Source organism: Mycobacterium sp. E2989, from assembly GCF_001667595.1.
Classification (GTDB): domain Bacteria; phylum Actinomycetota; class Actinomycetes; order Mycobacteriales; family Mycobacteriaceae; genus Mycobacterium.
This window is the reverse complement of record NZ_LZJX01000019.1, coordinates 1-19,853: the sequence shown is the minus strand read 5'-3', so window position 1 is coordinate 19,853 and position 19,853 is coordinate 1. Positions and strand designations below refer to the sequence as shown.

Here is a 19,853-nt window from a genome sequence, read left to right as displayed (position 1 = left end):
CCGTCCTGGCCCCGGAATCCCGGCGTCCCCCCTGCGCCCGTGACCCCGAGCACATCGGCAACGTCACGATACTTGGACGGCGGTCGACGCGGGGCGAAGCACGGCAGCGTTGAGCCCCGCGGTTAGTGGATCCGGACGATGATCTCCGAGTGGCCCAGACGGATCACGTCGCCGTCCGCCAGCTGCCACTCCTGCACCGGTGCGTTGTTGACGGTGGTGCCGTTGGTCGAGTTCAGGTCCGAGAGGAGCGCCACCTGCCCGTCCCAGCGGATCTCGAGGTGCCGTCGTGAGACACCGGTGTCCGGCAACCGGAACTGGGCGTCTTGTCCGCGGCCCACGATGTTGGAGCCCTCGCGCAGCTGATAGGTGCGCCCGCTGCCGTCGTCGAGCTGGAGGGTGACGGCGGTTCCGGCCGCGCCGTAGCCACCGCCGCCGTAGGCGCCGTAGCCCCCGGCCGGCTGGCCGTAGTCGGCGGGCTGGCCGTAGTCGGCGGGCTGGCCGTACTCGCTCGGCTGCGCATACTCGGCCTGCTGGCCGTAGTCGTAGTCGCGATGAGCGGTCTCGGGGTAGCCGCCGGCCTGACCCTGGTATCCGCCGGCCGGGACGTTCTCGGAGTACTGCGTGTAATCCCCGCCGTACTCCTGCCGGCCGTAGCCGCCGCCCTGCTGGTAGCCCTGGTCGTAGCCACCGCCTTGTTCGTAGCCGCCACCCTGCTCATACCCGCCGCCCTGCTCGGGGTAGGCCGGGCGTTGCTCCGGCGGAGCGTAGCCGCCCTCGTCGGGGCGGGCCGGTCCGCGGCCGTACTCGCCGTAGCCGCCGTAGCCCTGCTGGCCGCCGCCGGGCTGGCCGCCAGCCGGTTGACCGCCGCCGGGCGGCCCGTAGTCGCCGCCCTGCCGGTAGCCCGGGTCGTAGCCTTGGCCGCCGTAGCCGCCGGGGGCGGGGGGACGCTGCTCATACTGCGGCGGGTAGCCGCCCTGGCCCTGCTCGGGGTAGCCGCCCGGCCCCTGGTACCCGCGCTGCTCGGGGTAGCCGCCGGGAGCCTGGTAGCCGCGCTGCTCGGGGTAGCCGCCGGGGGCCTGGTAGCCGCCTTGCTCCGGGTAGCCGCCCTGCTCTGGGTGGCGGGGCGGCGGGTAGCCCTGCTGCGGCGGATAACCGCTCTGCTCGGGCGGGTACCCGCCGCGCGGGTCAGGGCCCCCCTGCGGTTCCGCGCCGCCTTCTTGCGGCCGCGGGTAGCGGTCGTCGTAGTACTCATCGCTGGGCCGACCCGGCCCCTGAGCCCCGCGGTAGCTCGAATCGTCAGTCATTGGTGCTACTCCTCGTTCTGCGCCGAACGCACTATTTGATTGTGGCCGGACGGGATCGTTGACCATCGGGCGGGGCTGCACATCGGGGTTGACAGCACCACGGGCGCGGTACTGGCCGGTACGCAGGTTCGACGACTGCTCGAACCGGACGACCACCTCACCATACGTTTGCCACCCCTGTTCCTGGATGTAGTCGGCCAAGTACCTAGCGAAAGCGCCCGACGTGAGATCAGGGTCGGCGCCCACCTTCTCGAAGTCGTGCCTACCGAGGGTAATGATGTATTCGTTGGGGGCCAAAAGGCGATTGCCGTGCAGCGTCTCGACGCCGTCGCGCGCCTCGCGGCGCAGGAGGGCTTCGACCTCCTGCGGAACGATCGACCCGCCGAAGACCCGGGCGAACGCGTTGTCGACGGTGGCCTCGAGCTTCCGCTCGATCCGCGCCGCCAGCCCCCGTTGGCTACTCATGCCTGGGCGCCCGCCCGCACTTGCCGCGGCATGTCGTCGGCGCGCGGCAAACGATTCGCGCGGTGAGCCTTCACTCCTGCATGGTATCGGGACAGCGCACCGCCGCGGCACCGTCGAAACTCTGAGAACTGCGTCGGCCCTGTTCAGAGGCCTTGTCTCGCACCGGAGTCCAACGCCGTGCGGCTTGCGGTCCCGACGAGGCGGTTGGGGAATGCGGCTATTAGAGTGGTATGGTCCATCGGTTGTTTTTCCGGGCGAGTGGCGGAATGGCAGACGCGCTGGCTTCAGGTGCCAGTGTCCTTCGGGACGTGGGGGTTCAAGTCCCCCTTCGCCCACATTTGAATATCGGCGCCGAGGTCGCGGACTCGAGGAGTTCGCGGCCTCAGTGTTTTCCGGGGTGTCGTGCGGGGGCTCAGCGCGGCGTGCCGTCCTCCTCGCCTTCCTCATCCCAGTGGGCCCATTCCGGCAGCGGGGTATGGGGCATCGCGCCGTGGGCGGAGGCCTCGTAGCCCGGTTGGGGGCCGCGCGGCTTCCAACGCGGATCCAATCGGTTCGCGCGCGAGCGCCGAACCGCGCGGACGACGAGAGCGGCGGTGCCGCCGACGATGAAGGCAATCAGCACGACCTTGAGAACCAGCAACAGCACGGCCATGGGTCGGGGCTCCTCGGGCTCGGGTGAATTGACGTGGGCAACCGCATCAGTAGCGTAATTGCCAGCTCAGGAGGGGTGGCAATGTTCATCGCGGAGCGTGACGCCGCGCAGCTATGGGTGATGCGATGCAGTTGCGCTACATAAGCGTTGCGGCGCTGATCGCCGAGGCCGGCGGTGATCCCTGGGCGATCAACAAGAGCTTGCAAGCCGGCAGACCCTGGCAGATCTCCTCTCTGGCAGAAGCCTTCCACCGCGCGGGGCGATGCACTTCCGAGGCCCAGCACGCCTTCGAGCAAGCCCGCAGCCGCTTCGACGCTGCGTGGAACCGCCAGGGCGGTGGTGGCAATCCGATCAACGACTCCCTCGATGTGCTACGGGTGACCCAGTCGCTCGGCGACCAGTCCTGGCAGCTGCCCAAGATCGGCGTCGACCTGGAAAACATCGCCGCTTCCTTGGCCGAGGCGCAGAAAGCCGCCGCGGCAGAGATCGCGACACTCGAGGCGCAGTTGCAAACACTCGACGACTTGATCGGGCAAGCCGTCGCAATGGAGCAGAACGTCCACCTCAGCGCGGAGGACAAGCACACCCTCGATGTCCTGATCCACAATTGCGAGAGGGATGCCATCGATGACACCAAAGCCGCTCTGGGACAACTCAATTCGATACGGAACGGCTACTCCGATGGTTTACAGAGTTCGCTGAGGAACCTACGAACGGAGGGATACGATCCCGCTCGCCTGCACGATTCCGACGCCGACGGTTCGCCCAAGCCCACGGATGCCCAGTTGCAGGCGCTCGCCGACCTGCGCCGGATCACCGACCAAGCGGTGGTGGATCAGATGGGCAAGGTGCGCGCCGCGCAGGATGCCCTCAACAAGGCGATGGCCGACCTTTACACGCATGGCCCGGGGTCGCCCGAGGGCGAGGCCGCCAGCGCGAAGCTGCCCAAGCTGAAAACGGACCTGGCGCATGCGCTCGACGACCTGGGCAAGATACCCGACTACAAGGACGTCGACCCGGCATCGATCACGATCACTCCCGACGGCCGTTTCATGTTCACCCACATCGTCGACGGGCAGCCCGTACAGGTCTACGGGCAGCTCAAGGACGGCGCTGGCGAATTCTTCGACCAGGCCATGGGCACCTCGTACAGCTTCAGCGGCGGCAAGTTGACCGGCATGCGCACGCTTGATCCCGGGAAGGTGGAAGCCACCTCCGAACCGCTGTGGACGGTCATCAGCTCCGTGGTCGGTGGTTACGGGCTTAAGGCGGGCGGCGAGGTCGCTTGGCAAGGGCTCAAGACGTTGTTTACTCGCGAAGGCATAGCGGGCTTGACCGGCGACAATTTCTTCGCCCGCGCCACGGCCGCGGCGGAGGAACGTGCGGCAGCCGCCGGAGAGGAACTGACCACGCATGGGCCGCCAACTCCGGGCGTGAGCGGGGAACCGGTGCCGGGCACCACGCCCACCGGTCCCGCGCCCGTCGTCGAGCACGCCCCGCACCCGGGTGGCGGCGGTGAGCTTCCGCCCGATGCCGGACCCGTAGCGCCGCATGTGCCGGTGGCGCCGGACGGTCCACCGCCGCCGGTGGTGATCGACCCGGCCCACCCGGAGTTCACCCTCCACAACCCCCTCGACTACATGACGCCGGAGTTGCGAGCGTTGTCTGAGCAACACTTGACCGGGAGCGGTGAAACCGTGCTTGGCCCGTTCAACCCTGCGGACGGGGGCCCTTCCTATATCGAGGTCGCGCAGCAGCACGGAGCCAGCTACTTCGACCTGGGCCAGACATGGAACTCCTTGACCGACACCGAGCGGCTGGCAGCCAATCAGCACGTACTCGACGTGGCTATCGCGAACGGCGATAAGATCACCTTATCGGTGCCGTTTTATCGCGTTGGCCCCAATACTTTCACCGCTGCCGAGCTGCGGTATCTCGAGGCGCACGGATATCAGCGAGCAGGTGACAACATACTTCTACCGCCAATTAAAGGAGGTCGATAACTAGTGACGACCCTATTGCAGTTCTACTTGCAATATATGAGCTTCCTATACTTGGACCCCCGTTACCACATCACCGACTCAACAACGTCCGGGAACGCGTCCATCAATGCGTCGTTGTCTGTGACGGGTCCACTGCTCAAATGGCTCATCGCTAATGATCGCGGTCAGATTGAGTTCACGGTCGCTCCCACTAGGCTGGCCGCAGTACGCGACAACTGGTTCCGCGCATCGCTTATCCGCCAGTACCTTGACAACTACGATGAGACAAACAGCGTCTCACCTCAGGCAATGGCGGAGTGGATTCGGGACAACCTCAAGCGCATCGAGGAGCTCTTCGATGATGCGAGGGCCGAGCGATCGTGTGAAGAACTCCTTAACCTCGCGAAATTGCTCGCAAACAAATATTTCGGGCCCCCGCAACGCTAGTCGTAGGCGTGCGAACAGCAGGAAGCTTCATCAACAAGTGCGGATGCGAAGAAAACGAAGCCCCGCGGACTTCTCTCGCCTGACGGAGCGATGGCACCGCTTCTCCAAATGGATTGGAGGTGACCCGGTATCCGTTTCAACGAACTGTCCGGATTGTACCGTCTTATTCTCTACCGCTGACTATTCGGTCCATCTTCGCCGTGGCAGGAGGTGGTGGGTAGTGGATACCGTCGACGACCGCGGCCATAGGCGCAATGACGCAGCAAAATTTTCCACCTTCGAGCTGGCCGAAAAGTACTTGATATGGGACTGGACACATACCGCCTACACTCCTATCGGCAGGCCGAGCCTTTGGCCAACGCTATACAAAAGAGGCTTCAACCCAGATGTAAAGTCGGTCCCGTTGTCACTGGGGTTCACAGAGTTACGGTCCGAGAACGGTCGGGTGATTTTGATGACGCCGGATTCACAAATTTTCAGCCACCTCATGTTGAAATCGGTGGCCGAAATTGACCGGATCATTACAACCGGGATTGAGTAGCCAGGTCGCCGTCAAGCCGTGTTGCCGCGCATCAGAGCAATCGATGGCGCGCTCGCTCCCTATGACTGCACCCACCGCACGACATCCGGCGTAACGGCGTCGGTGATGTCGTCGTACTCCGGGTGCTTCTTGAGCACCGTGGCGATCATCGAGCACACGGGGACGATGCGTTTTCCTTCGCCCCGCGCTTCGTTCAGCGCCTCCTCGACGAGGATCGTCGCCAGGCCACGTCCGCCGTACGCGGGGTCGATCTCGGTGTGAAAGAAGACGCGCTGGTCGCCGCGGTCGGCGAAATCGGCGAGGCCAACCTGCTTGCCCTCCACGGCGATCGTGTACCGACCCTCCTCGAGCCTCACGGTCGCTTCTGCCCCGGTCTTATCGGTGGCCATCTGTACCTTCCTTTCCTTGCGGTGCGGGTCGAGGCCGCAGCCGAGTTGTCGGCAACGGCGGGGCGGGCAATCGGCTCAGCGAACCCCGATAGCCCTGGACGGCGCCGAAGCGCTCGTCGCCGTCCTCCCAGAGTTGGCGGTAACGCGCGATGTCGTCGTGGCTTCGCCCGACGAAGTTCCACCACATCACCAGCTCCTCGCTGAACGGCGGGCCGCCGAGCAGCAGAGCACGCGCAGGCCCGTCGCCGTCGTTCGACAGCTGCAGCGCGGAGCGACCAGGGTTCAGGTACGCGAGGGAAGCAACCGTCAGGGCGGTCTCGTCGACCCGGACGGCGCCCAGGTCGCACAGCACGCCATGCTCGAAAGCCGGGTCGATGTCGACGTCGACGCGAGACCCGGCGTCGAGGTCGATCTGGGCACCCAGCAGCGGGGTGAAGGCATGCACCGGCGACGAGCTGCCGGCCAGATCACCGAGGAATACGCGAACGGTGGCGCCCGGAAGGGATACGGGCTTCGGAACGTAGTGATCGAAGCCGCGGCCGGTGTCGCGATCGGAATCGGGCAGCGCGACCCACAGCTGGACACCGTGCAGGTCAGTCGGCGACGGGACCGATACCTCGGAGTGGCAAATGCCGGCGCCGGCGGTCATGAGGTTCAGCTCGCCGGGCCGCACCGCGGCGCGCACGCCGCCGCTGTCGTTGTGCTCCACTTCCCCACTGAACAACCAACTCACCGTTTGTAGTCCGGTGTGCGGATGCGGCGGGACATCCATGCGCGCCGATGTCGGCCCGTAGTGGTCGATGAAGCACCACGCCCCGATCAACGAGCGCTGACGTTGCGGAAGCGTGCGCTGCACCCGCATCGCCCTGGGCCCGCCCAAGGGAACCTCGCGGGGGCGCAGGACCTCCACGCCCGCGCTGGGTGAAGCAGCGCAAGCGACTTCGACCGGCGCCGGCTCAAGGTTGCTCATCGTTCTCCCCGACCGTACCCAGATCCGGTTACTTGCGGGGCGGGCGGAGCACCTTCATCGCGAGCCGCATGACGGGCTCGGGCACCCGGTCCTGCATCGACAGGGCGGTGTCGGCGGCACGGGAGCGCAGCGGGGTGCCGCGACCGAAGACCCGGTTCAGCGGGCCGCCGGACGGTTCGAGGACCACATGCAGGGGCGGCGTGCCGACAGCCGCCCCCAGGGCGTTGGCGATCACCATCCGCTGGATCTCGCTGGTGCCCTCGAAGATGGTGTACAGCTTGGCATCCCGATACCACTTCTCCACCGGATGATCGGTGATATAGCCCCAGCCGCCCATGGTTTGGATGGCGCGTTCGGTGGCCTTGACGGCAACCTCGCTGGCCGCCATCTTCGACATCGAGCCTTCCCCGCGCTCGAACGGAATGTTGTTGGCGGCCATCCACGACGCCCGCCAGGTCAGCAGCCGCGCCGCGTCGATCTGGGTGGCCAGCTCCGCCAGCGGGAAGGCGATGCCCTGGTTGTCGATGATCGGCGCGCCGAAGGCCTCCCGCTCGGTGGCGTACGCCGTCGCGTACTCCAACGCGGCGCGCGCGATCCCGATGGCCTGCGCGGCGACCATCGGCCGGGTCTGTTCGAACGTCCCCAATGTCGCGGAGCCGGACCGCTTGCCGCCGGCCACCACTTCGCGAGCTTTGGCGAGTTTGTGCTCCAATTTCTCTTCTCCGCCAAGCAGATTGGCGCCCGGGACGCGAACGCCCTCGAAAAGCAACTCGGCGGTGTGGGACGCGCGGCAGCCCAGCTTGTCCAGCTTGCGCACCAACTTCAGCCCCGGCGTGCCACCGGGCACCACGAACAGCGCCTGACCGCGATGGCCAAGCTCCTCGTCGACGACCGCATTGACCACGTGCACGTTGGCGATCCCGCCGTTGCCGATCCACATCTTGTGGCCGTCGATGATCCAGTCGTCACCGTCGCGACGCGCGGTGGTGCGCAGATTCCGCACGTCGCTGCCGCCCTCGGGTTCGGAGATCGCCAGCGCCGCAAGCTTGAGATCGCCTGGGGTTCCGAAACATTCGGGTGCCCACTCCAACATCTGCTCAGGAGACGCGGCCTGACCGATCGCCGAAAGCGCCAAGGCCGGCATCACGATCGCCAACCCGATCCCGGCACAGCCCCAGAACAGCTCCTCCATGAACATCGGCAAGGACAGTCCGGTCGGATCGCCGATCAGGTCGCGGTAGAACAAGGGACTGTAGAAGCCGCGCTGGGCCGCCTCCTCCAACACCGGCCACGGAAACTCTTGCCGCTGGTCGTAGTGCAGCGCCACGGGGCGAATCACTTCTTCGGCGAACTCATGGGCCCGCCGGGCGAGGTCGTGTTGCGCCGCCGTCGGGGTCAGGTCGAACGTCATAGATCCCGCCTTCGGGTCGACAGACACGGTCGTGCCGAAGCTCTACCCCGTTGGCTGGGTCAGCAAACTGCCCCTAAGCGGGTCGGGATGTCAGGCGGCCGAGCGGGGCCCGACCTGGGCGAGCGGCAGGTGCAGCACCACCGCGGCCACGGCAACGGCCTCGTGTTCGTGGTTGGCGAGCAGGGCGGCATTCTCCGGGAGCTGGCGGGAGTTGATTTCGCCGGACGCGATGCGGCGCAGCACCTCGTGGGCCTGGGCCAGTTGTTCCCGCTTGCGGTACTGCCCACCGGGCAGTTTGACCCCGGCCCAGACGCCATACTCCTCGCGGTGCGCGATGGCGTGCTGGGCGCACCGGCGCTGCTGGGCCAGCGGGCAGCGGCGCAGGCACTGGATGCGCGCCTCGACGGCCGACCGCTCATACGCACGGGCCTTCGCCGCACCGTCGCCGCCGTCGTCGTCGGGGTAGCCGAACCAAAGTTCTGGGTTGGCAGCGCACGGGTGTCCCATGTCGGTCTCCTTGTCGAACTTGAAACGTAGACAGAAGCGTATACAGAAGGACGGGTTGAGCGCAAGAGAAACGTGACAGAAACGTATATCAACAGCGATACGGGATGGGCTGTGTAGTATCCGGCCTTATGGCCGGAGCGTGCGATGAGCCGTGAATCGGCCGGCGCGGCGATCCGCGCCCTGCGGGAGTCGCGCGACTGGTCGTTGGCCGACCTCGCCGCCGCGACCGGCGTCAGCATCATGGGGCTAAGCTTCCTGGAACGCGGGGCCCGCAAGCCCCATAAAAGCACAGTTCAGAAGGTTGAGAACGGCCTGGGTCTGCCGCCGGGCACCTATTCGCGGCTGTTGGTGGCGGCCGATCCCGACGCGGAACTGGCCCGGCTGATGGCCGCGCAACCGCCCCCGGCCGCCCCCGCCCGGCGCACCGGGCCGGTGGTTGTGGACCGTCACAGCGACACCGAAGTGCTGGAAGGTTACGCCGAAGCTCAGCTCGAAGCCCTCAAATCCGTCATCGATCGGTTGCCGGCGACAACATCAAACGAATATGAGACGTATATTCTGTCTGTGATCGCTCAGTGCGTGAAGGCAGAGATGCTGGCCGCCGGCTCCTGGCGGGTGGCGGTGAACGCCGGGTCGGACTCCACGGACCGGCTCATGGAGCACCTCCAAGCCCTGGAGGCGACGCGCACAGCTCTGTTGAAACGGATGCCGACCAGCCTGAGCGCGCGGTTCGACCGGGCTTGCGGGCAATCGTCATTGCCGGAGACCATCATCGCCGCGCTCGTCGGCGTCGACGTCGAAGAGATCTGGGACATCCGCAACCGGGGGGTCATCCCGCCGGGAGCGCTCCCCCGCGTGCGTGCCTTCACCGATGCAGTGGAGGCCGGAAACGTGGTGGCCCAATGAGCTACAGCGAAGTCGAGGTGCTGAGCCGTGCGCATGAGATGTTCGCCGGCAGCGCCCGGCAACCGTCGCTGGATGCGGGCACCGGGCACTACCGCAACTTGTTGCGGACGGCGCACGGGCAGACCGACGGCTTCACACATCGCGGCTATCGGCTGGCCGCGGACCACAGCAGGCAACGGCTCGCGGCGGCCGCCGCCACGGACGCCGCCGCGGCGGGCGTCATCGCCGGCGCCGACCGGGACCGGGCCCAGGCCCGCGAACTGACCGGACGCGTCGTCGACGAAGCCCGTGCCGATGCCACCGTCTCCCCGACGACGCCGATGGCCCAACGCGAGGCCTTGCGCCGCCGCGCCGCACGACTGCGGGCGCAACGCGCGCACGTCGTGGCGGCCCGGTTGCGCGCACGACGGCGCGCGGCGCAACTTCGAGCGCTGCGCTATCAGCTCTTGCACCAGGGCGCCGGCGGCAACCAACGCGCCGCCATCGCGGTGCGGGCGGCATTGTCACGCCTGGGCCGCCCCTATGTCTGGGGTGCGACGGGCCCCGACCAGTTCGACTGTTCGGGATTGGTGCAATGGAGCTACGCGCAGGCGGGAATCCACTTGGACCGCACCACTTATCAGCAGATCAACGACGGAATCCCGGTCCCCCGTTCGCAGGTCCGTCCTGGTGACCTCGTCTTCCCGCACGCCGGACACGTGCAGCTGGCCATCGGCAACGGCCTGGTAATCGAAGCGCCCTATTCGGGTGCTTCGGTCCGGATCAGCCGGCTGGGCCCCAACGTTGCGATTCGCCGACCGCTATGACGAACAGGGTGAGCAGATGACGGAACCAGCCGGACCTTCACTAGCCGCCATGCAGGCACGGCAGTCGGCGCTGGCCGGCCAGCACGGCACCGCCGCCGACGCCGACCGGGTATTGGCCGACGTGCTCACCAGCGCTCACGCCGCAATGCGCGAGGGCGCCAGGAGGCTGGACGCTATCGCCGAACAGATCGACCACGCCACCGTGCACCAGGCCAACCTCGCCATCGATACGCCCATGGGCGCGCGGGAGTTTCAGAGGTTTCTGCTGGCCAAACAACGCGAGATCACCGCGGTCGTCGACGGTGCACGCGAGCTCAGCCGAGCGAAAAAGGCTGTGCTGGAAGGGCTTCGGGACCAATACGTTACCGACACCGGCTAGGCAAGGTGCGGTCGCGATGTCATCCACAAACCCCCGGCTCAGTGAATTGTCCGCGCGACGGGCTCTGGGTACTGTCGCCGGGCATGGAGGGGCCGCAGCGCATCCCGCAAGGAATTGCGGTATCAGCAGCGCCGGCTGTCTAGCTGATGTCGGCGCACGAGGAGCTACTGGCCGCGGTGAAAGATGCCCGAGATCGCACCGGTGACCCGAACGCTTGGCAGGCGGCCCTGTCGCCCGGTGAGCTGGCCGCTGTGATCACCCCGACCACGCGTCCCGAACAGCTCCAGGCGATAGCGGGCAAGATTCGCCAACAATATGCGGCTGCGCCCGCGCGCGAGCAGGGCGAGGCGGCGGAAGCCATCGCGCGCGCCGAAGCCACGCTCGCACACCAGAATTCGGCGAGTTCGCAGCTGGACCTGCAAGTCATCACCGCGATTTTGAACGCCCACCTCAACGCCGTCGAGGGCAGCCAAGCGCTGGCCCAGTTGCAGCACGACACCGAAGCCGCGGTCCGGACGAGGTCGGACCTGGACACGCCGGCCGGCGCGCGCGATTTCCAGCGCTTCCTGATCGGCAAGCTTCGCGACATCCGTGCGGTGGTCCTCAACGCCAGCCTGGACGACACGTCTAAGTCGGCGCTGATGGCCGCGTGGACATCGCTCTACGACGCATCCAAGAGTCAGTCGAGCGGTCCCGACGAACAGCGGCCGGCCCAGCCCACGGGTGCTTCCGCGGACGAGCCGGCGGACGACCCGGAATGGGATCCGCTGTTGGATTCGTTGCTAGCCGACGATCCGGGTGTGGCGAGCGATGAGATCCCCTCGGTGGGCGTGCCGGACGCCGCGACCGCCCCGGTGGCGCCGATGACCCCTGCGCTGCCACCGATGCCCAACTTCGCACCGGGCCTGCCGAGCCTTGGCGGAGCCCCGAGCGGACTGCCCCTGGCCGGCCTGCAGGGCGACACAACGGATCCCGCGCTGCAAGGCCTCGACGACGAAGAACTCGAGGACGTCGCGAGCCACGCGGATCCGAAGACGGACGCGTCGTCCGATGAACCTGGCGATGAACAGGATGCGGCGGCGGTCGATCCCGACGCGCCACCGGTCGGCCCCACCACGGTGACTTTGCCCGACGGTGAAACGGTGACGGCCGCCAGTCCCCAGCTGGCAGCGGCGATCAAAGCCGCCGTCGGCGGAGCGGCGATACCAGATGCGTTCCAGCAGCAGGGAATAACGATCCCGCCACCCGGCACCGCGGTGACCAACCCGGTCGACGCGGCGCATGTGAGTCCGGCCGACATCGGGATGTTCATCGACCGGCATGCGCTGGCTCTTGGTCCCGGCAAGGCCCTTCTCGACGGCCAAATTCAAGACATCGCCACCGTGAGCGGGCCAACCTTTCTAGGCTGGGAGCATCCGCCGGCGGCGGCCGCAGCCGTGACCGCGCCGGCGAAGCCCGACACACCGACACCCACGCGGCCGGCGAGTTCGTCGACCACCTGACAATAGTGATCTCGCCGGTTCGGCCGGCGGCCGTGAACAGGAGATAGCGGATGGCAGATTCGATCCATGTGGTGCCGGCGCACTTGCGTCAAGCCGCTGCGCGGCACCAGGAAACCTCCGATTACTTGCGCACGGTCCCGGCGTCGCACGAGGCGATCCAGGAAAGCCTGGACTCCCTGGGACCGATCTTCGGTGAACTTCGCGACGCCGGCCGGGAACTGCTCGAGCTCCGACGCCTGTGTTACGAGCAACAGGCCGCCGACCACGCCGACCTGGCGGACAAACTGGCGGCGTCGGCGACGATGTGGGAGCAGCACGAGCAGGATGCTGCCCGCAACCTCGGCGGCATCGCTGACCGCGGTCGATGACGGACGCTAATCCCGCTTTTGACACCGTTCACCCGAGTGGGCACATCCTCGTCCGCTCCTGCCGCGGCGGGTACATGCACAGCGTCGCGCTGAGCGAAGAGGCGATGGAGACCGACGCCGAGACGCTGGCCCGCGGCATCTTGCTCACCGCGGATGTGTCGTGCCTCAAGGCGTTGCTGGAGATTCGCGACGAAATCGTGGCGGCCGGGCACACCCCGTCAGCCGAGGTTCCGAGTCCGCGAGACCTCGACGTGGCGATCGAGAAGCTACTGGCGCATAAACTGCGCCGTCGCAACAAGGCGATCTGACCGGCTGCGACGTCCTACAGCAACCAGGTTTTGGCCGCTTCGGGATCCGGGGCGATATCGGTGGGCGGCTCTACGGGATTGGGGCCGAACAACTCTCGTGCGCGGGCGAGCAGGGCCCGCACTTCGTCGAGTTGCTGCTGCAACGCAGATTCAGCCATATCCACACGCTACCCAGGCCGTTACAGCTGCACAATTCACTGACCGAATAACCCGTTCATCAGATGCCGGTACGCTTAGCCGGTGGCGATCTTCGGTCGGATGACGGCGCGCCAGCGCCTCCGGAGAGCTACCCGGGAATCACTGGCGATGCCGGCTTTCAGCTCTCCCATCGATTGCACCCCGTGGGTGATCGGTGGCCTTTGGCCTGCCGAGCTATCGACGATTACCGCCGAAAACGCCACGGTTGCAGACTATCTCAAGACGGACCTGCAGCGGATCGTCGATGGCGCAAACGAGCAGCTGAAGATGATCAAGCGCGCCGGATTGGCTGACCTGCCGCGGCAGGCGGAAGAGGCCCGAGTGATCGACGAGGCGCGTGCCCGCGCCGTGCGGCGAGTCGAATCGACCATCCGCCAGCTGCACGCGGTGCCAGCAGGGGCGACCGCCGGGTATGCGCGCCTACAGTTCGCCGAGCCGCCGGCACCGGATATGGACCGGACCCAAGTCATTCCCGCGGTTACGGAGGCGGGGCCGCCCGACGCGAGCCGGGGTCGTCCTCGTTGGCGGGTCGTCGAGAAACCGGCACCCGTCGCGGCGGAAGGCGGCGCCGACGAGCCCGAGGCCGTGCCCCAGGACGCGGCTCCCGAGTACCCCGACATGGAGGAGACGCAGGTCATCCCGAGTGTCGCGGAGGTCGAGCGCGCCGGCGAAACCCCGAGCGAGAGCGCAACTGAGCCGGCTGGGGAGTCCGTCGCCAACGGTCGTCGCCACATCTTCGAGCAGCAAGACGACGCCGAAAGTGCTCCGGAGCCACCGACCGCGGACGCCACCGCGCTGGAGGAGACGCAGGTCATACCCGCGATCACGGATGTCGAGCCCGCGGTCGATGAGGCCGAACCCGCCGCGATCGCCGAGGAGGACACTCCCGCGGGCGCGATGGAGGAGACGCAGGTCATCCCCGTGATAACCGACGTCGAGTCCGTGGTCGACGAGCCGGCTTGGGAGCCCATCGCGAACGGTCGCCATCACGCCGAACCCGATGAGCCGGCCACTGGCCAGGATGAGGCCCAACCTCCGGAACCGGTCGCCGATGTCGCAGCGGCGGCCGCGCTGGAGGAGACGCAGGTCATCCCCGCGATAACCGACGTCGAGCCCGTCGTCGACGAGCCCGCCGACAGCGGTCGCCACCACGCCGTCGTCGACGAGCCGGCCGGCCAGGACGAGCCGGCCGGCCAGGACGAGCCGGCGCCCCACGAGCCCATCCCCCGCCCTGCCCCGCAAAAGGCTGCGCCCGCAACGGGTTTCGACATCAACCGGCTGAATCGCCTGCTCGAGTTCGTGGTCCGCCAGGAGCCGCGGTTGAATTGGGCGGTCGGCGAGCGCGCCGACGGCACGACGGTCTTGGTCACCGACCTCGCCCACGGCTGGATACCTGCGGGCATCAACCTCCCGGCGGGCGTGCGGTTGTTGGAACCCGGGCGACGCACGGGCAGGGTCGCCGCATTGCTCGGTGACGCGGTGCACGTCGTCACCTATGCTCCCGGTGATTCGCTACGCCGCTCGGCCGACTTCACCGCGACGAAATCCTCGTTGGAACCGCGTGAGCTGCCCGCCATCCCGGATCTGGCCAGAGTGCTGAGCCAGACCACACGTCGGTTCGAGGGCCTCCCCCGGATCGTGCAACGGCTGGCGGACACGGCCGCCGCGGACGCCGTTGTGATCGATCAGGAGGTCGACGTCCTGCGGGTGCACCTTGATACGGCGCGCTATCAGCTCCTGGTTCAGTCCCCGTCCGTGAATCCGGCCCTGCTGCTCAAGTGTCTGTTGATGGCCGCCACCGAAGGCATCGCGAGCGCAGACCCGGTGTCGGCGAACTATCACCTCGCCTGGTATCAGAAACTCGCCACCGAACCGGCGGGCGCATAGCGCGGCCGGACGGCGCGCGATTATGAATTGACGCTGGTTGGAGGGGGCGAGGATACTGTGACCGTGTCGGATTCGGGCGGTCGCGCGAATCTCAGCGATAAGGATCTCGTCGAATCAGTTCTTCGTGAACTCAGCGAGGCGGCCGACAAGTGGGAAGCCCTCGTCGCCCAGGCCGAGGCCGTCACCTACAGCGTCGATCTCGGTGACGTTCATGCGGTGGCGAATGCCGACGGGCGGTTGCTCAAGCTGACCCTGCACCCGGGTGTGATGGCCGCGTACGCCCACGGCGAACTGGCCGACCGGCTGAACCTCGCGATCTCGGCGCTGCGCGAAGAGGCCGAGGCCGAGAACCGCGCGACTTACGGCGGCCCGCTGCACTAACCGCGCACGCGCGCTCATCGCCCGGCGCTCAGGTCAAATGGCGCCGGCTCTCTTCGCGCGCACGCGCGCTCATCGCCCGGCGCCCGGGTCAAATGGCGCCGGCTCTCTTCGCGCGCACGCGCGCTCATCGCCCGACGCTCAGGTCAAATGGCGCCGGCTCTCTTCGCGCGCACGCGCGCTCATCGCCCGGCGCCCGGCGGACCCGCGAAGGCCTGCGCGATCTCCAACCAGCGCTGCGCGTCGGACCCCTGTGCGGTGATGTCCAGGCCGCTCAGCGGGCGGCGTTGGGTGACCAAGTAGCAAAAGTCCTCGGCGGAGCCGCTCACCCGCTGCGCCGCGTCGGGCGATCCCCAGCTCCAGGTGTCACCGCCCGGTGCGCGCAGTTCGACCAGGAACGGCTCGGCCGGCGGGGCGAGATTGTTGACGACGAACGCGTAGTCGCGGGTGCGCACACCGAGGTGTGCGATCGACCGCAGCCGATCGGTGGCCGCTCGTTTGACCCCCAGCGCATCGGCGACGTCCAGGCCGTGCGCCCAGGTCTCCATCAGCCGCGCGGTCGCCATCGACGCCGCGCTCATCGGGGGTCCGAACCACGGAAGTTTGCGCCCGGCGGGGACCGCCAGCAGCTGCTCGTGCAACCGGCCGCGGGTGGCCCGCCAGTCTGCGAGCAGTTCGGCCGGCGCCGAGGCCGCCACTTCTTCGGCGCCCGCGTCGACGAAGCCCGTTGGGTCGGCGGCAGCGGCCTCGAGGGTTTCGGCGAACGCCGCTTCGTCGGTGACGGAGGTCAGCGCGACCCGATCGGTCCACAGCAGGTGCCCGATCTGGTGGGCGATCGTCCAGCCCGGCGCTGGAGTGGGCTCGGACCAGCGGTCGGCGGGCAGCGGCGCAACCAGGTCGTCCAGCTCGTCGCTTTCGGCTCGTAGGTCAGCCACGATGGGCTCGGGACCCGCCATCATTGCCTCCGATCGTCGGTTGTCTCCGCCGGGTGGGAATTATCCGCTCGTTCGCCGCGACGGCCGAGGACGCCGTGCATGACCAGGCCGACCAGGTAAATCCCCGAGCCGACCAGCACAAAAGCGGGTGCACGCCCGTCGTCGGGAATCAGCGCCGCAGCCACCGTGATCGAAACGATGAACGCGACCCAGAACAGCGCGTCCTGCACGGCGAACACGTGCCCGCGAAGGGCGTCATCGACGTCCATCTGCATCGCCGAGTCGGCGCACAGCTTGACCATTTGCCCGGTCACCCCGAGAAGGAAACCGCATGCCACCATGATCGGCAGTAGCAATCCCGCGCCGGCGACCTCGATGATCGCCGACGTCGCGAGGGCACCGTTGACCGTGGCGTAGCGCCCCCAGCGGCGGACCGCGGGTGGAGTCAACAGGTTGGACAGGAACGCGCCCAGGCCGGCGGCGCCGAAGAACACCAGCGCCGTCCCCAATCCCCCGGCCTCGGGGTTCGTGAGGTGGTGAACCAGCAACAGGACGAGCAGCGAATTGATGCCGATCACCATGCGGTGGGCGGCCAGGCCAGACAGGGTGGCGGCAACCGTCGGCCGCTGCGCCACCGTCCGCGCGCCGTGCAACCAGCCGGTGATCACGGCGTAGAAGACCGGTCCGTGGATGGCCCTCTTGGTGTCGTCGGGGCCCAGCACGCGCGAGCCGAACCGCAACGACAGCAGCAGGGCGGTTGCGATGGGGACACCGGTGAGAAAGATGATCGCCGAGGCGCCCTTGTCTCCCGCGCCGAACACGAACCGGGGCACGAGCATGAAGTTGGCGCCGATGAAGGCGGCGATGGCTCCCGACGCGTTGGCCAGGGCGTTCATCGTGACGACCTGTTCGCGCGGCACGACGTGCGGCAACGAGGCCGCGAGCCCGGACCCGACGAAGCGGGCCAAACCGTTGGCGAACAGCGCGCCCAACAACAGCGGCAGGTCGCCCGCCCTGACCGCCAGGATCGTGCCGATCGCGGCGATCAGGATGAGCCGGCCGGCGTTGGCGCCGACGATCACCAGCCGCCGGTCCCACCTGTCCATCAGCGCGCCGGCGAACGGACCCAACAGCGAGTAGGGCAGGAACAGCACGGTGAACGCCCGCGCGATGGCCATCGGATCGGCGGCCCGGTCGGGGTTGAACAGCAACGCCCCGGCCAGGCCCGCTTGGAACAACCCATCCCCGAACTGGCTCGCCATGCGCACCTGCAGCAGTCGCGAGAAGTCTGGCAAACCGCGCACCGACCGCCATATTTCGACGGGTGCGCTTGAGTGCATCCGGGATTGGATCACCAAACCGACTTCCACAATTGGGGCTAGCAAGCTCGCCGCGGTCCGAGCCGCCTAACAACAGTACAAATATTTGCGGCCCGCGCTCGATTCCGCCGGGCGGCCCGCGCCGGATGCGATGATGGTGAGGTGCCGCCGCCCGAGGATCCAGAGGACTATGTCGCGCCGGCCGCACAGCGGGTGCGCGCGGGTACGTTGCTGCTTGCCAACACCGATCTTTTCGAACCGACGTTTCGGCGCAGCGTCATCTACATCGTCGAGCACAACGACGGTGGCACGTTGGGGGTCGTCCTCAACCGCGCCAGCGAGACCGCGGTGTACAACGTGCTGCCGCAGTGGACCAAACTCGCGGCCAAGCCGAAGACGATGTTCATCGGCGGCCCGGTGAAGCGTGATGCGGCGCTCTGCCTGGCCGCGTTGCGGGTCGGCGCCGATCCCCAGGGCGTTCCGGGGTTGCGGCATGTCGACGGCCGGGTGGTCATGGTCGACCTGGATGCCGACCCCGACTCGATCGCGCCGCTGGTGGAGGGCGTGCGGATCTTCGCGGGTTACTCCGGCTGGACCATCGGCCAACTCGAAGGCGAAATCGAGCGCGACGACTGGATTGTCTTGTCGGGCTTGCCATCTGACGTCCTCGTCGGGGCGAGGTCCGACCTGTGGGGCCAGGTGCTGCGCCGCCAGCCGCTGCCGCTGTCGCTACTGGCGACCCATCCGATCGACCTCAGCCGCAACTGACGCCCCCCACGCCGGGGCCTTACTTTCTCAGTGGCAGGACTGCGTGCAGCCGGCGCAGGTTCCCGCGCACGCCGGGGCCGCGGCCTCCTGCTGCAGCGCGAAGCGCGCGCTCTGCCACGACCCGGCGGCCAGCGTTCCGAAGGCGCCGACGACACAGACGATCAACACCACGAGCGCGGTGTGCGGGGAGGCCGCCAGGGCCACCACACCGCCGGCGGCCAGCATGATCGCGGCCGCCAGCTGCGCCGGAGCCATGGACCGCAGCGCCAGCGCGGTGGGGTCGACATTCTGGGTGCGCGCCAGCGACCAGGTTCCGAACCCGGCGGAGGCCACCGCCGCACACATGCACAGGACGCCCGCAATCAGCATGGCCTCACAATACGAGCCCGGGCACCCGTCCGCTCAGTGGGCTCCAGCGGAGCCGCCGCAGCGCCTAGTGCTGCAGAAACGAGAAATTGGGGAGTGGGGGTAGGCCCGGCACCAGGGTCAACAGGTTCGGCGTGGGCTGCCGGCTGGGCATGGGCGCCGCGGGCAAGCCGACTGGCGCCGTCGCCGAGGTCTGCCGAAGCGGAGCCACGGCCGGGGCTTGCGGGACCGGGGCCGCGGCAGGCACCTGGGCGACCGGTGCCGCCGGCACCTGGGCGACCGGTGCGGCCGCCGGCACCTGGGGGACCGGAGCCGCGGCAGGGACCTGGGCGACCGGCGCCGGCGCCGGGGCGAGGCCGACCGGCGACGCCCCAGGGCTCTGGACCGGCGCCGGAACCGGGGCTCCCGGAACCGTCACGCGGAAGCCGTTGATGATCGCGTCGGTGGCGGGCGCGTCGGCGACGGCCACCGCACGATCGGTGGTCACCGCGAGCGACACCAGGTACTTCTCCTGCCCCGAGGTGGCGATGACGTGCCGCCGCGAGGTGTTCAGCGTCATGTCACCGTCGCGGTACGTACCTTCTACGACCGACGACGGAAAGCCACCGAAATCGGCCATCGAGGCGTTGGTCGGCTGCCACGCCAGGAGCTTCTGGCTGTCGACGTAGCCGTGGCTGATGGCCTCCCGGGGATCGAACGCGCCGACCAGTTTGTACACCACCACCTGCGCATTCGAGGTGTAGATGCTGCTGCCTTGCCGGTCGGCGATCACCGCGAACGCGTCGGGCACGTTGGGGTCGGGCACCTGGGTCCAACGGGCCGGCACCGGCAAGGTGATGTCGAGCGCCTTGAGGCCTTCGGGTTTTTGCGCCTCGAGCTTGACGCCCTTGGACTGCAGATAGTCCCGGATGGTTCCGGAGGTGGCGGGCGCGGGGGTCACCGGCGCGGTGGGCCCGGCCGCGGCGGGTGCGGGCGCACCGGGGGTGGTCGGCGCCGCAGAACGTCACCGCCGTCCCCGGGCAGGCGCCGGTCAACAGGTTCGTCGCCGCCCCGCCGGCCTCGAAC

At 67.9% G+C, this 19,853-nt stretch carries 22 protein-coding genes, 1 tRNA gene and 1 pseudogene; 13 read left to right on the top strand and 11 right to left on the bottom strand.

Going from position 1 to position 19,853, the window contains the following annotated elements; translation table 11 throughout:
- Positions 1-122: 122 nt before the first annotated feature.
- Positions 123-1,769 carry a DUF3662 and FHA domain-containing protein gene (locus A5680_RS04835; RefSeq protein ID WP_067816739.1) on the bottom strand — a complete coding sequence of 549 codons (1,647 nt, stop codon included), beginning with the start codon at positions 1,767-1,769 and terminating at the stop codon, positions 123-125.
- Positions 1,770-2,021: 252 nt separating this feature from the next.
- On the opposite strand from A5680_RS04835, the gene A5680_RS04830 reads away from it, so the two are divergent.
- Positions 2,022-2,104, top strand: a tRNA-Leu gene (locus A5680_RS04830).
- Between the two features lie 77 nt (positions 2,105-2,181).
- On the opposite strand, the gene A5680_RS04825 is transcribed toward A5680_RS04830, so the two are convergent.
- Positions 2,182-2,421, bottom strand: a complete 240-nt coding sequence (locus A5680_RS04825) for a hypothetical protein (protein ID WP_067816736.1) — start codon at positions 2,419-2,421, stop codon at positions 2,182-2,184.
- Between the two features lie 125 nt (positions 2,422-2,546).
- Between A5680_RS04825 and A5680_RS04820 the strand changes: the two genes are divergently transcribed.
- The 3 genes from A5680_RS04820 to A5680_RS25595 all read left to right on the top strand — a co-directional run bounded on the left by A5680_RS04820 (position 2,547) and on the right by A5680_RS25595 (position 5,391).
- The gene (locus A5680_RS04820; RefSeq protein WP_067816942.1) at positions 2,547-4,424 is read left to right on the top strand and encodes a hypothetical protein; all 1,878 of its coding nucleotides are present in this window, start codon (positions 2,547-2,549) and stop codon (positions 4,422-4,424) included.
- A 3-nt stretch (positions 4,425-4,427) separates the two neighbouring features.
- Positions 4,428-4,850: a hypothetical protein gene (locus A5680_RS04815; RefSeq protein WP_067816732.1), complete on the top strand. Its 423-nt coding sequence runs from the start codon at positions 4,428-4,430 to the stop codon at positions 4,848-4,850.
- 220 nt (positions 4,851-5,070) lie between these two features.
- A complete protein-coding gene (locus A5680_RS25595) occupies positions 5,071-5,391 on the top strand; it encodes a hypothetical protein (RefSeq protein WP_156675009.1) in 321 nt (106 codons plus the stop codon).
- Positions 5,392-5,450: 59 nt separating this feature from the next.
- On the opposite strand, the gene A5680_RS04810 is transcribed toward A5680_RS25595, so the two are convergent.
- The 4 genes from A5680_RS04810 to A5680_RS04795 all read right to left on the bottom strand — a co-directional run bounded on the left by A5680_RS04810 (position 5,451) and on the right by A5680_RS04795 (position 8,668).
- Positions 5,451-5,780, bottom strand: a complete 330-nt coding sequence (locus tag A5680_RS04810) for a GNAT family N-acetyltransferase (RefSeq protein WP_067816729.1) — start codon at positions 5,778-5,780, stop codon at positions 5,451-5,453.
- Positions 5,767-6,750, bottom strand: coding sequence for a pirin family protein (locus A5680_RS04805; RefSeq protein WP_067816726.1), 984 nt, complete (start codon positions 6,748-6,750; stop codon positions 5,767-5,769). Before A5680_RS04805 ends, A5680_RS04810 begins: the two co-directional genes overlap by 14 nt.
- A 28-nt stretch (positions 6,751-6,778) precedes the next feature.
- Positions 6,779-8,161 carry an acyl-CoA dehydrogenase family protein gene (locus A5680_RS04800; RefSeq protein WP_067816723.1) on the bottom strand — a complete coding sequence of 461 codons (1,383 nt, stop codon included), beginning with the start codon at positions 8,159-8,161 and terminating at the stop codon, positions 6,779-6,781.
- A 90-nt stretch (positions 8,162-8,251) separates the two neighbouring features.
- A complete protein-coding gene (locus A5680_RS04795; RefSeq protein WP_067816720.1) occupies positions 8,252-8,668 on the bottom strand; it encodes a WhiB family transcriptional regulator in 417 nt (138 codons plus the stop codon).
- A 144-nt stretch (positions 8,669-8,812) separates the two neighbouring features.
- On the opposite strand from A5680_RS04795, the gene A5680_RS04790 reads away from it, so the two are divergent.
- From A5680_RS04790 to A5680_RS04765, 6 genes are all read left to right on the top strand, one after another.
- Positions 8,813-9,574, top strand: a complete 762-nt coding sequence (locus A5680_RS04790; protein ID WP_055399518.1) for a helix-turn-helix domain-containing protein — start codon at positions 8,813-8,815, stop codon at positions 9,572-9,574.
- Entirely contained in the window at positions 9,571-10,380 is an 810-nt protein-coding gene (locus A5680_RS04785) for a C40 family peptidase (protein ID WP_067816715.1), read from the top strand. Before A5680_RS04790 ends, A5680_RS04785 begins: the two co-directional genes overlap by 4 nt.
- A 16-nt stretch (positions 10,381-10,396) precedes the next feature.
- Positions 10,397-10,759, top strand: coding sequence for a DUF4226 domain-containing protein (locus A5680_RS04780; RefSeq protein ID WP_067816939.1), 363 nt, complete (start codon positions 10,397-10,399; stop codon positions 10,757-10,759).
- A 146-nt stretch (positions 10,760-10,905) separates the two neighbouring features.
- Positions 10,906-12,261 carry a DUF4226 domain-containing protein gene (locus tag A5680_RS04775; RefSeq protein ID WP_067816712.1) on the top strand — a complete coding sequence of 452 codons (1,356 nt, stop codon included), beginning with the start codon at positions 10,906-10,908 and terminating at the stop codon, positions 12,259-12,261.
- A 50-nt stretch (positions 12,262-12,311) separates the two neighbouring features.
- On the top strand, positions 12,312-12,629 hold the full coding sequence (locus A5680_RS04770) for an ESX-1 secretion-associated protein (protein WP_055399524.1): 318 nt from the start codon (positions 12,312-12,314) through the stop codon (positions 12,627-12,629).
- On the top strand, positions 12,626-12,937 hold the full coding sequence (locus A5680_RS04765) for a DUF2694 family protein (RefSeq protein WP_055399526.1): 312 nt from the start codon (positions 12,626-12,628) through the stop codon (positions 12,935-12,937). The genes A5680_RS04770 and A5680_RS04765 overlap by 4 nt, the downstream gene beginning before the upstream one ends.
- 14 nt (positions 12,938-12,951) lie before the next feature.
- Here A5680_RS04765 and A5680_RS25970 read toward each other — a convergent pair whose 3' ends face one another.
- Entirely contained in the window at positions 12,952-13,095 is a 144-nt protein-coding gene (locus A5680_RS25970; protein WP_167374087.1) for a hypothetical protein, read from the bottom strand.
- 82 nt (positions 13,096-13,177) lie between these two features.
- Between A5680_RS25970 and A5680_RS04760 the strand changes: the two genes are divergently transcribed.
- Together A5680_RS04760 and A5680_RS04755 are read left to right on the top strand one after the other, a co-directional pair.
- Positions 13,178-15,022, top strand: coding sequence for a DUF5632 domain-containing protein (locus A5680_RS04760; protein ID WP_231977562.1), 1,845 nt, complete (start codon positions 13,178-13,180; stop codon positions 15,020-15,022).
- Positions 15,023-15,079: 57 nt separating this feature from the next.
- On the top strand, positions 15,080-15,403 hold the full coding sequence (locus tag A5680_RS04755; RefSeq protein WP_197499727.1) for a DUF2710 family protein: 324 nt from the start codon (positions 15,080-15,082) through the stop codon (positions 15,401-15,403).
- 179 nt (positions 15,404-15,582) lie between these two features.
- On the opposite strand, the gene A5680_RS04750 is transcribed toward A5680_RS04755, so the two are convergent.
- A complete protein-coding gene (locus A5680_RS04750) occupies positions 15,583-16,356 on the bottom strand; it encodes a TIGR03084 family metal-binding protein (RefSeq protein WP_067816931.1) in 774 nt (257 codons plus the stop codon).
- Positions 16,356-17,675, bottom strand: a complete 1,320-nt coding sequence (locus A5680_RS04745) for an MFS transporter (RefSeq protein WP_067816707.1) — start codon at positions 17,673-17,675, stop codon at positions 16,356-16,358. Before A5680_RS04745 ends, A5680_RS04750 begins: the two co-directional genes overlap by 1 nt.
- Positions 17,676-17,816: 141 nt before the next feature.
- Here A5680_RS04745 and A5680_RS04740 point away from each other — a divergent pair, with 141 nt between their 5' ends.
- A complete protein-coding gene (locus A5680_RS04740) occupies positions 17,817-18,422 on the top strand; it encodes a YqgE/AlgH family protein (protein WP_055399530.1) in 606 nt (201 codons plus the stop codon).
- 27 nt (positions 18,423-18,449) lie between these two features.
- Here A5680_RS04740 and A5680_RS04735 read toward each other — a convergent pair whose 3' ends face one another.
- Both A5680_RS04735 and A5680_RS04730 read right to left on the bottom strand, forming a co-directional pair.
- Positions 18,450-18,791, bottom strand: coding sequence for a hypothetical protein (locus A5680_RS04735; RefSeq protein ID WP_067816705.1), 342 nt, complete (start codon positions 18,789-18,791; stop codon positions 18,450-18,452).
- Between the two features lie 64 nt (positions 18,792-18,855).
- Positions 18,856-19,785, bottom strand: a pseudogene (locus A5680_RS04730) (LpqN/LpqT family lipoprotein); the annotation flags it as partial.
- Positions 19,786-19,853: the final 68 nt, after the last annotated feature.

Excerpts from the sequence above, each read along its gene's own strand:
- A5680_RS04810 (WP_067816729.1), bottom strand. The coding sequence starts at position 5,780 with ATGGCCACCGATAAGACCGGGGCAGAAGCGACCGTGAGGCTCGAGGAG.
- A5680_RS04770 (WP_055399524.1), top strand. The coding sequence starts at position 12,312 with ATGGCAGATTCGATCCATGTGGTGCCGGCGCACTTGCGTCAAGCCGCT.
- A5680_RS04835 (WP_067816739.1), bottom strand. The coding sequence starts at position 1,769 with ATGAGTAGCCAACGGGGGCTGGCGGCGCGGATCGAGCGGAAGCTCGAG.
- A5680_RS04820 (WP_067816942.1), top strand. The coding sequence starts at position 2,547 with ATGCAGTTGCGCTACATAAGCGTTGCGGCGCTGATCGCCGAGGCCGGC.
- A5680_RS04795 (WP_067816720.1), bottom strand. The coding sequence starts at position 8,668 with ATGGGACACCCGTGCGCTGCCAACCCAGAACTTTGGTTCGGCTACCCC.
- A5680_RS04790 (WP_055399518.1), top strand. The coding sequence starts at position 8,813 with ATGAGCCGTGAATCGGCCGGCGCGGCGATCCGCGCCCTGCGGGAGTCG.
- A5680_RS04800 (WP_067816723.1), bottom strand. The coding sequence starts at position 8,161 with ATGACGTTCGACCTGACCCCGACGGCGGCGCAACACGACCTCGCCCGG.
- A5680_RS04745 (WP_067816707.1), bottom strand. The coding sequence starts at position 17,675 with ATGCACTCAAGCGCACCCGTCGAAATATGGCGGTCGGTGCGCGGTTTG.
- A5680_RS04775 (WP_067816712.1), top strand. The coding sequence starts at position 10,906 with ATGTCGGCGCACGAGGAGCTACTGGCCGCGGTGAAAGATGCCCGAGAT.
- A5680_RS25970 (WP_167374087.1), bottom strand. The coding sequence starts at position 13,095 with ATGGCTGAATCTGCGTTGCAGCAGCAACTCGACGAAGTGCGGGCCCTG.
- A5680_RS04825 (WP_067816736.1), bottom strand. The coding sequence starts at position 2,421 with ATGGCCGTGCTGTTGCTGGTTCTCAAGGTCGTGCTGATTGCCTTCATC.
- A5680_RS04735 (WP_067816705.1), bottom strand. The coding sequence starts at position 18,791 with ATGCTGATTGCGGGCGTCCTGTGCATGTGTGCGGCGGTGGCCTCCGCC.
- A5680_RS04765 (WP_055399526.1), top strand. The coding sequence starts at position 12,626 with ATGACGGACGCTAATCCCGCTTTTGACACCGTTCACCCGAGTGGGCAC.
- A5680_RS04785 (WP_067816715.1), top strand. The coding sequence starts at position 9,571 with ATGAGCTACAGCGAAGTCGAGGTGCTGAGCCGTGCGCATGAGATGTTC.
- A5680_RS04805 (WP_067816726.1), bottom strand. The coding sequence starts at position 6,750 with ATGAGCAACCTTGAGCCGGCGCCGGTCGAAGTCGCTTGCGCTGCTTCA.
- A5680_RS04750 (WP_067816931.1), bottom strand. The coding sequence starts at position 16,356 with ATGGCGGGTCCCGAGCCCATCGTGGCTGACCTACGAGCCGAAAGCGAC.
- A5680_RS04780 (WP_067816939.1), top strand. The coding sequence starts at position 10,397 with ATGACGGAACCAGCCGGACCTTCACTAGCCGCCATGCAGGCACGGCAG.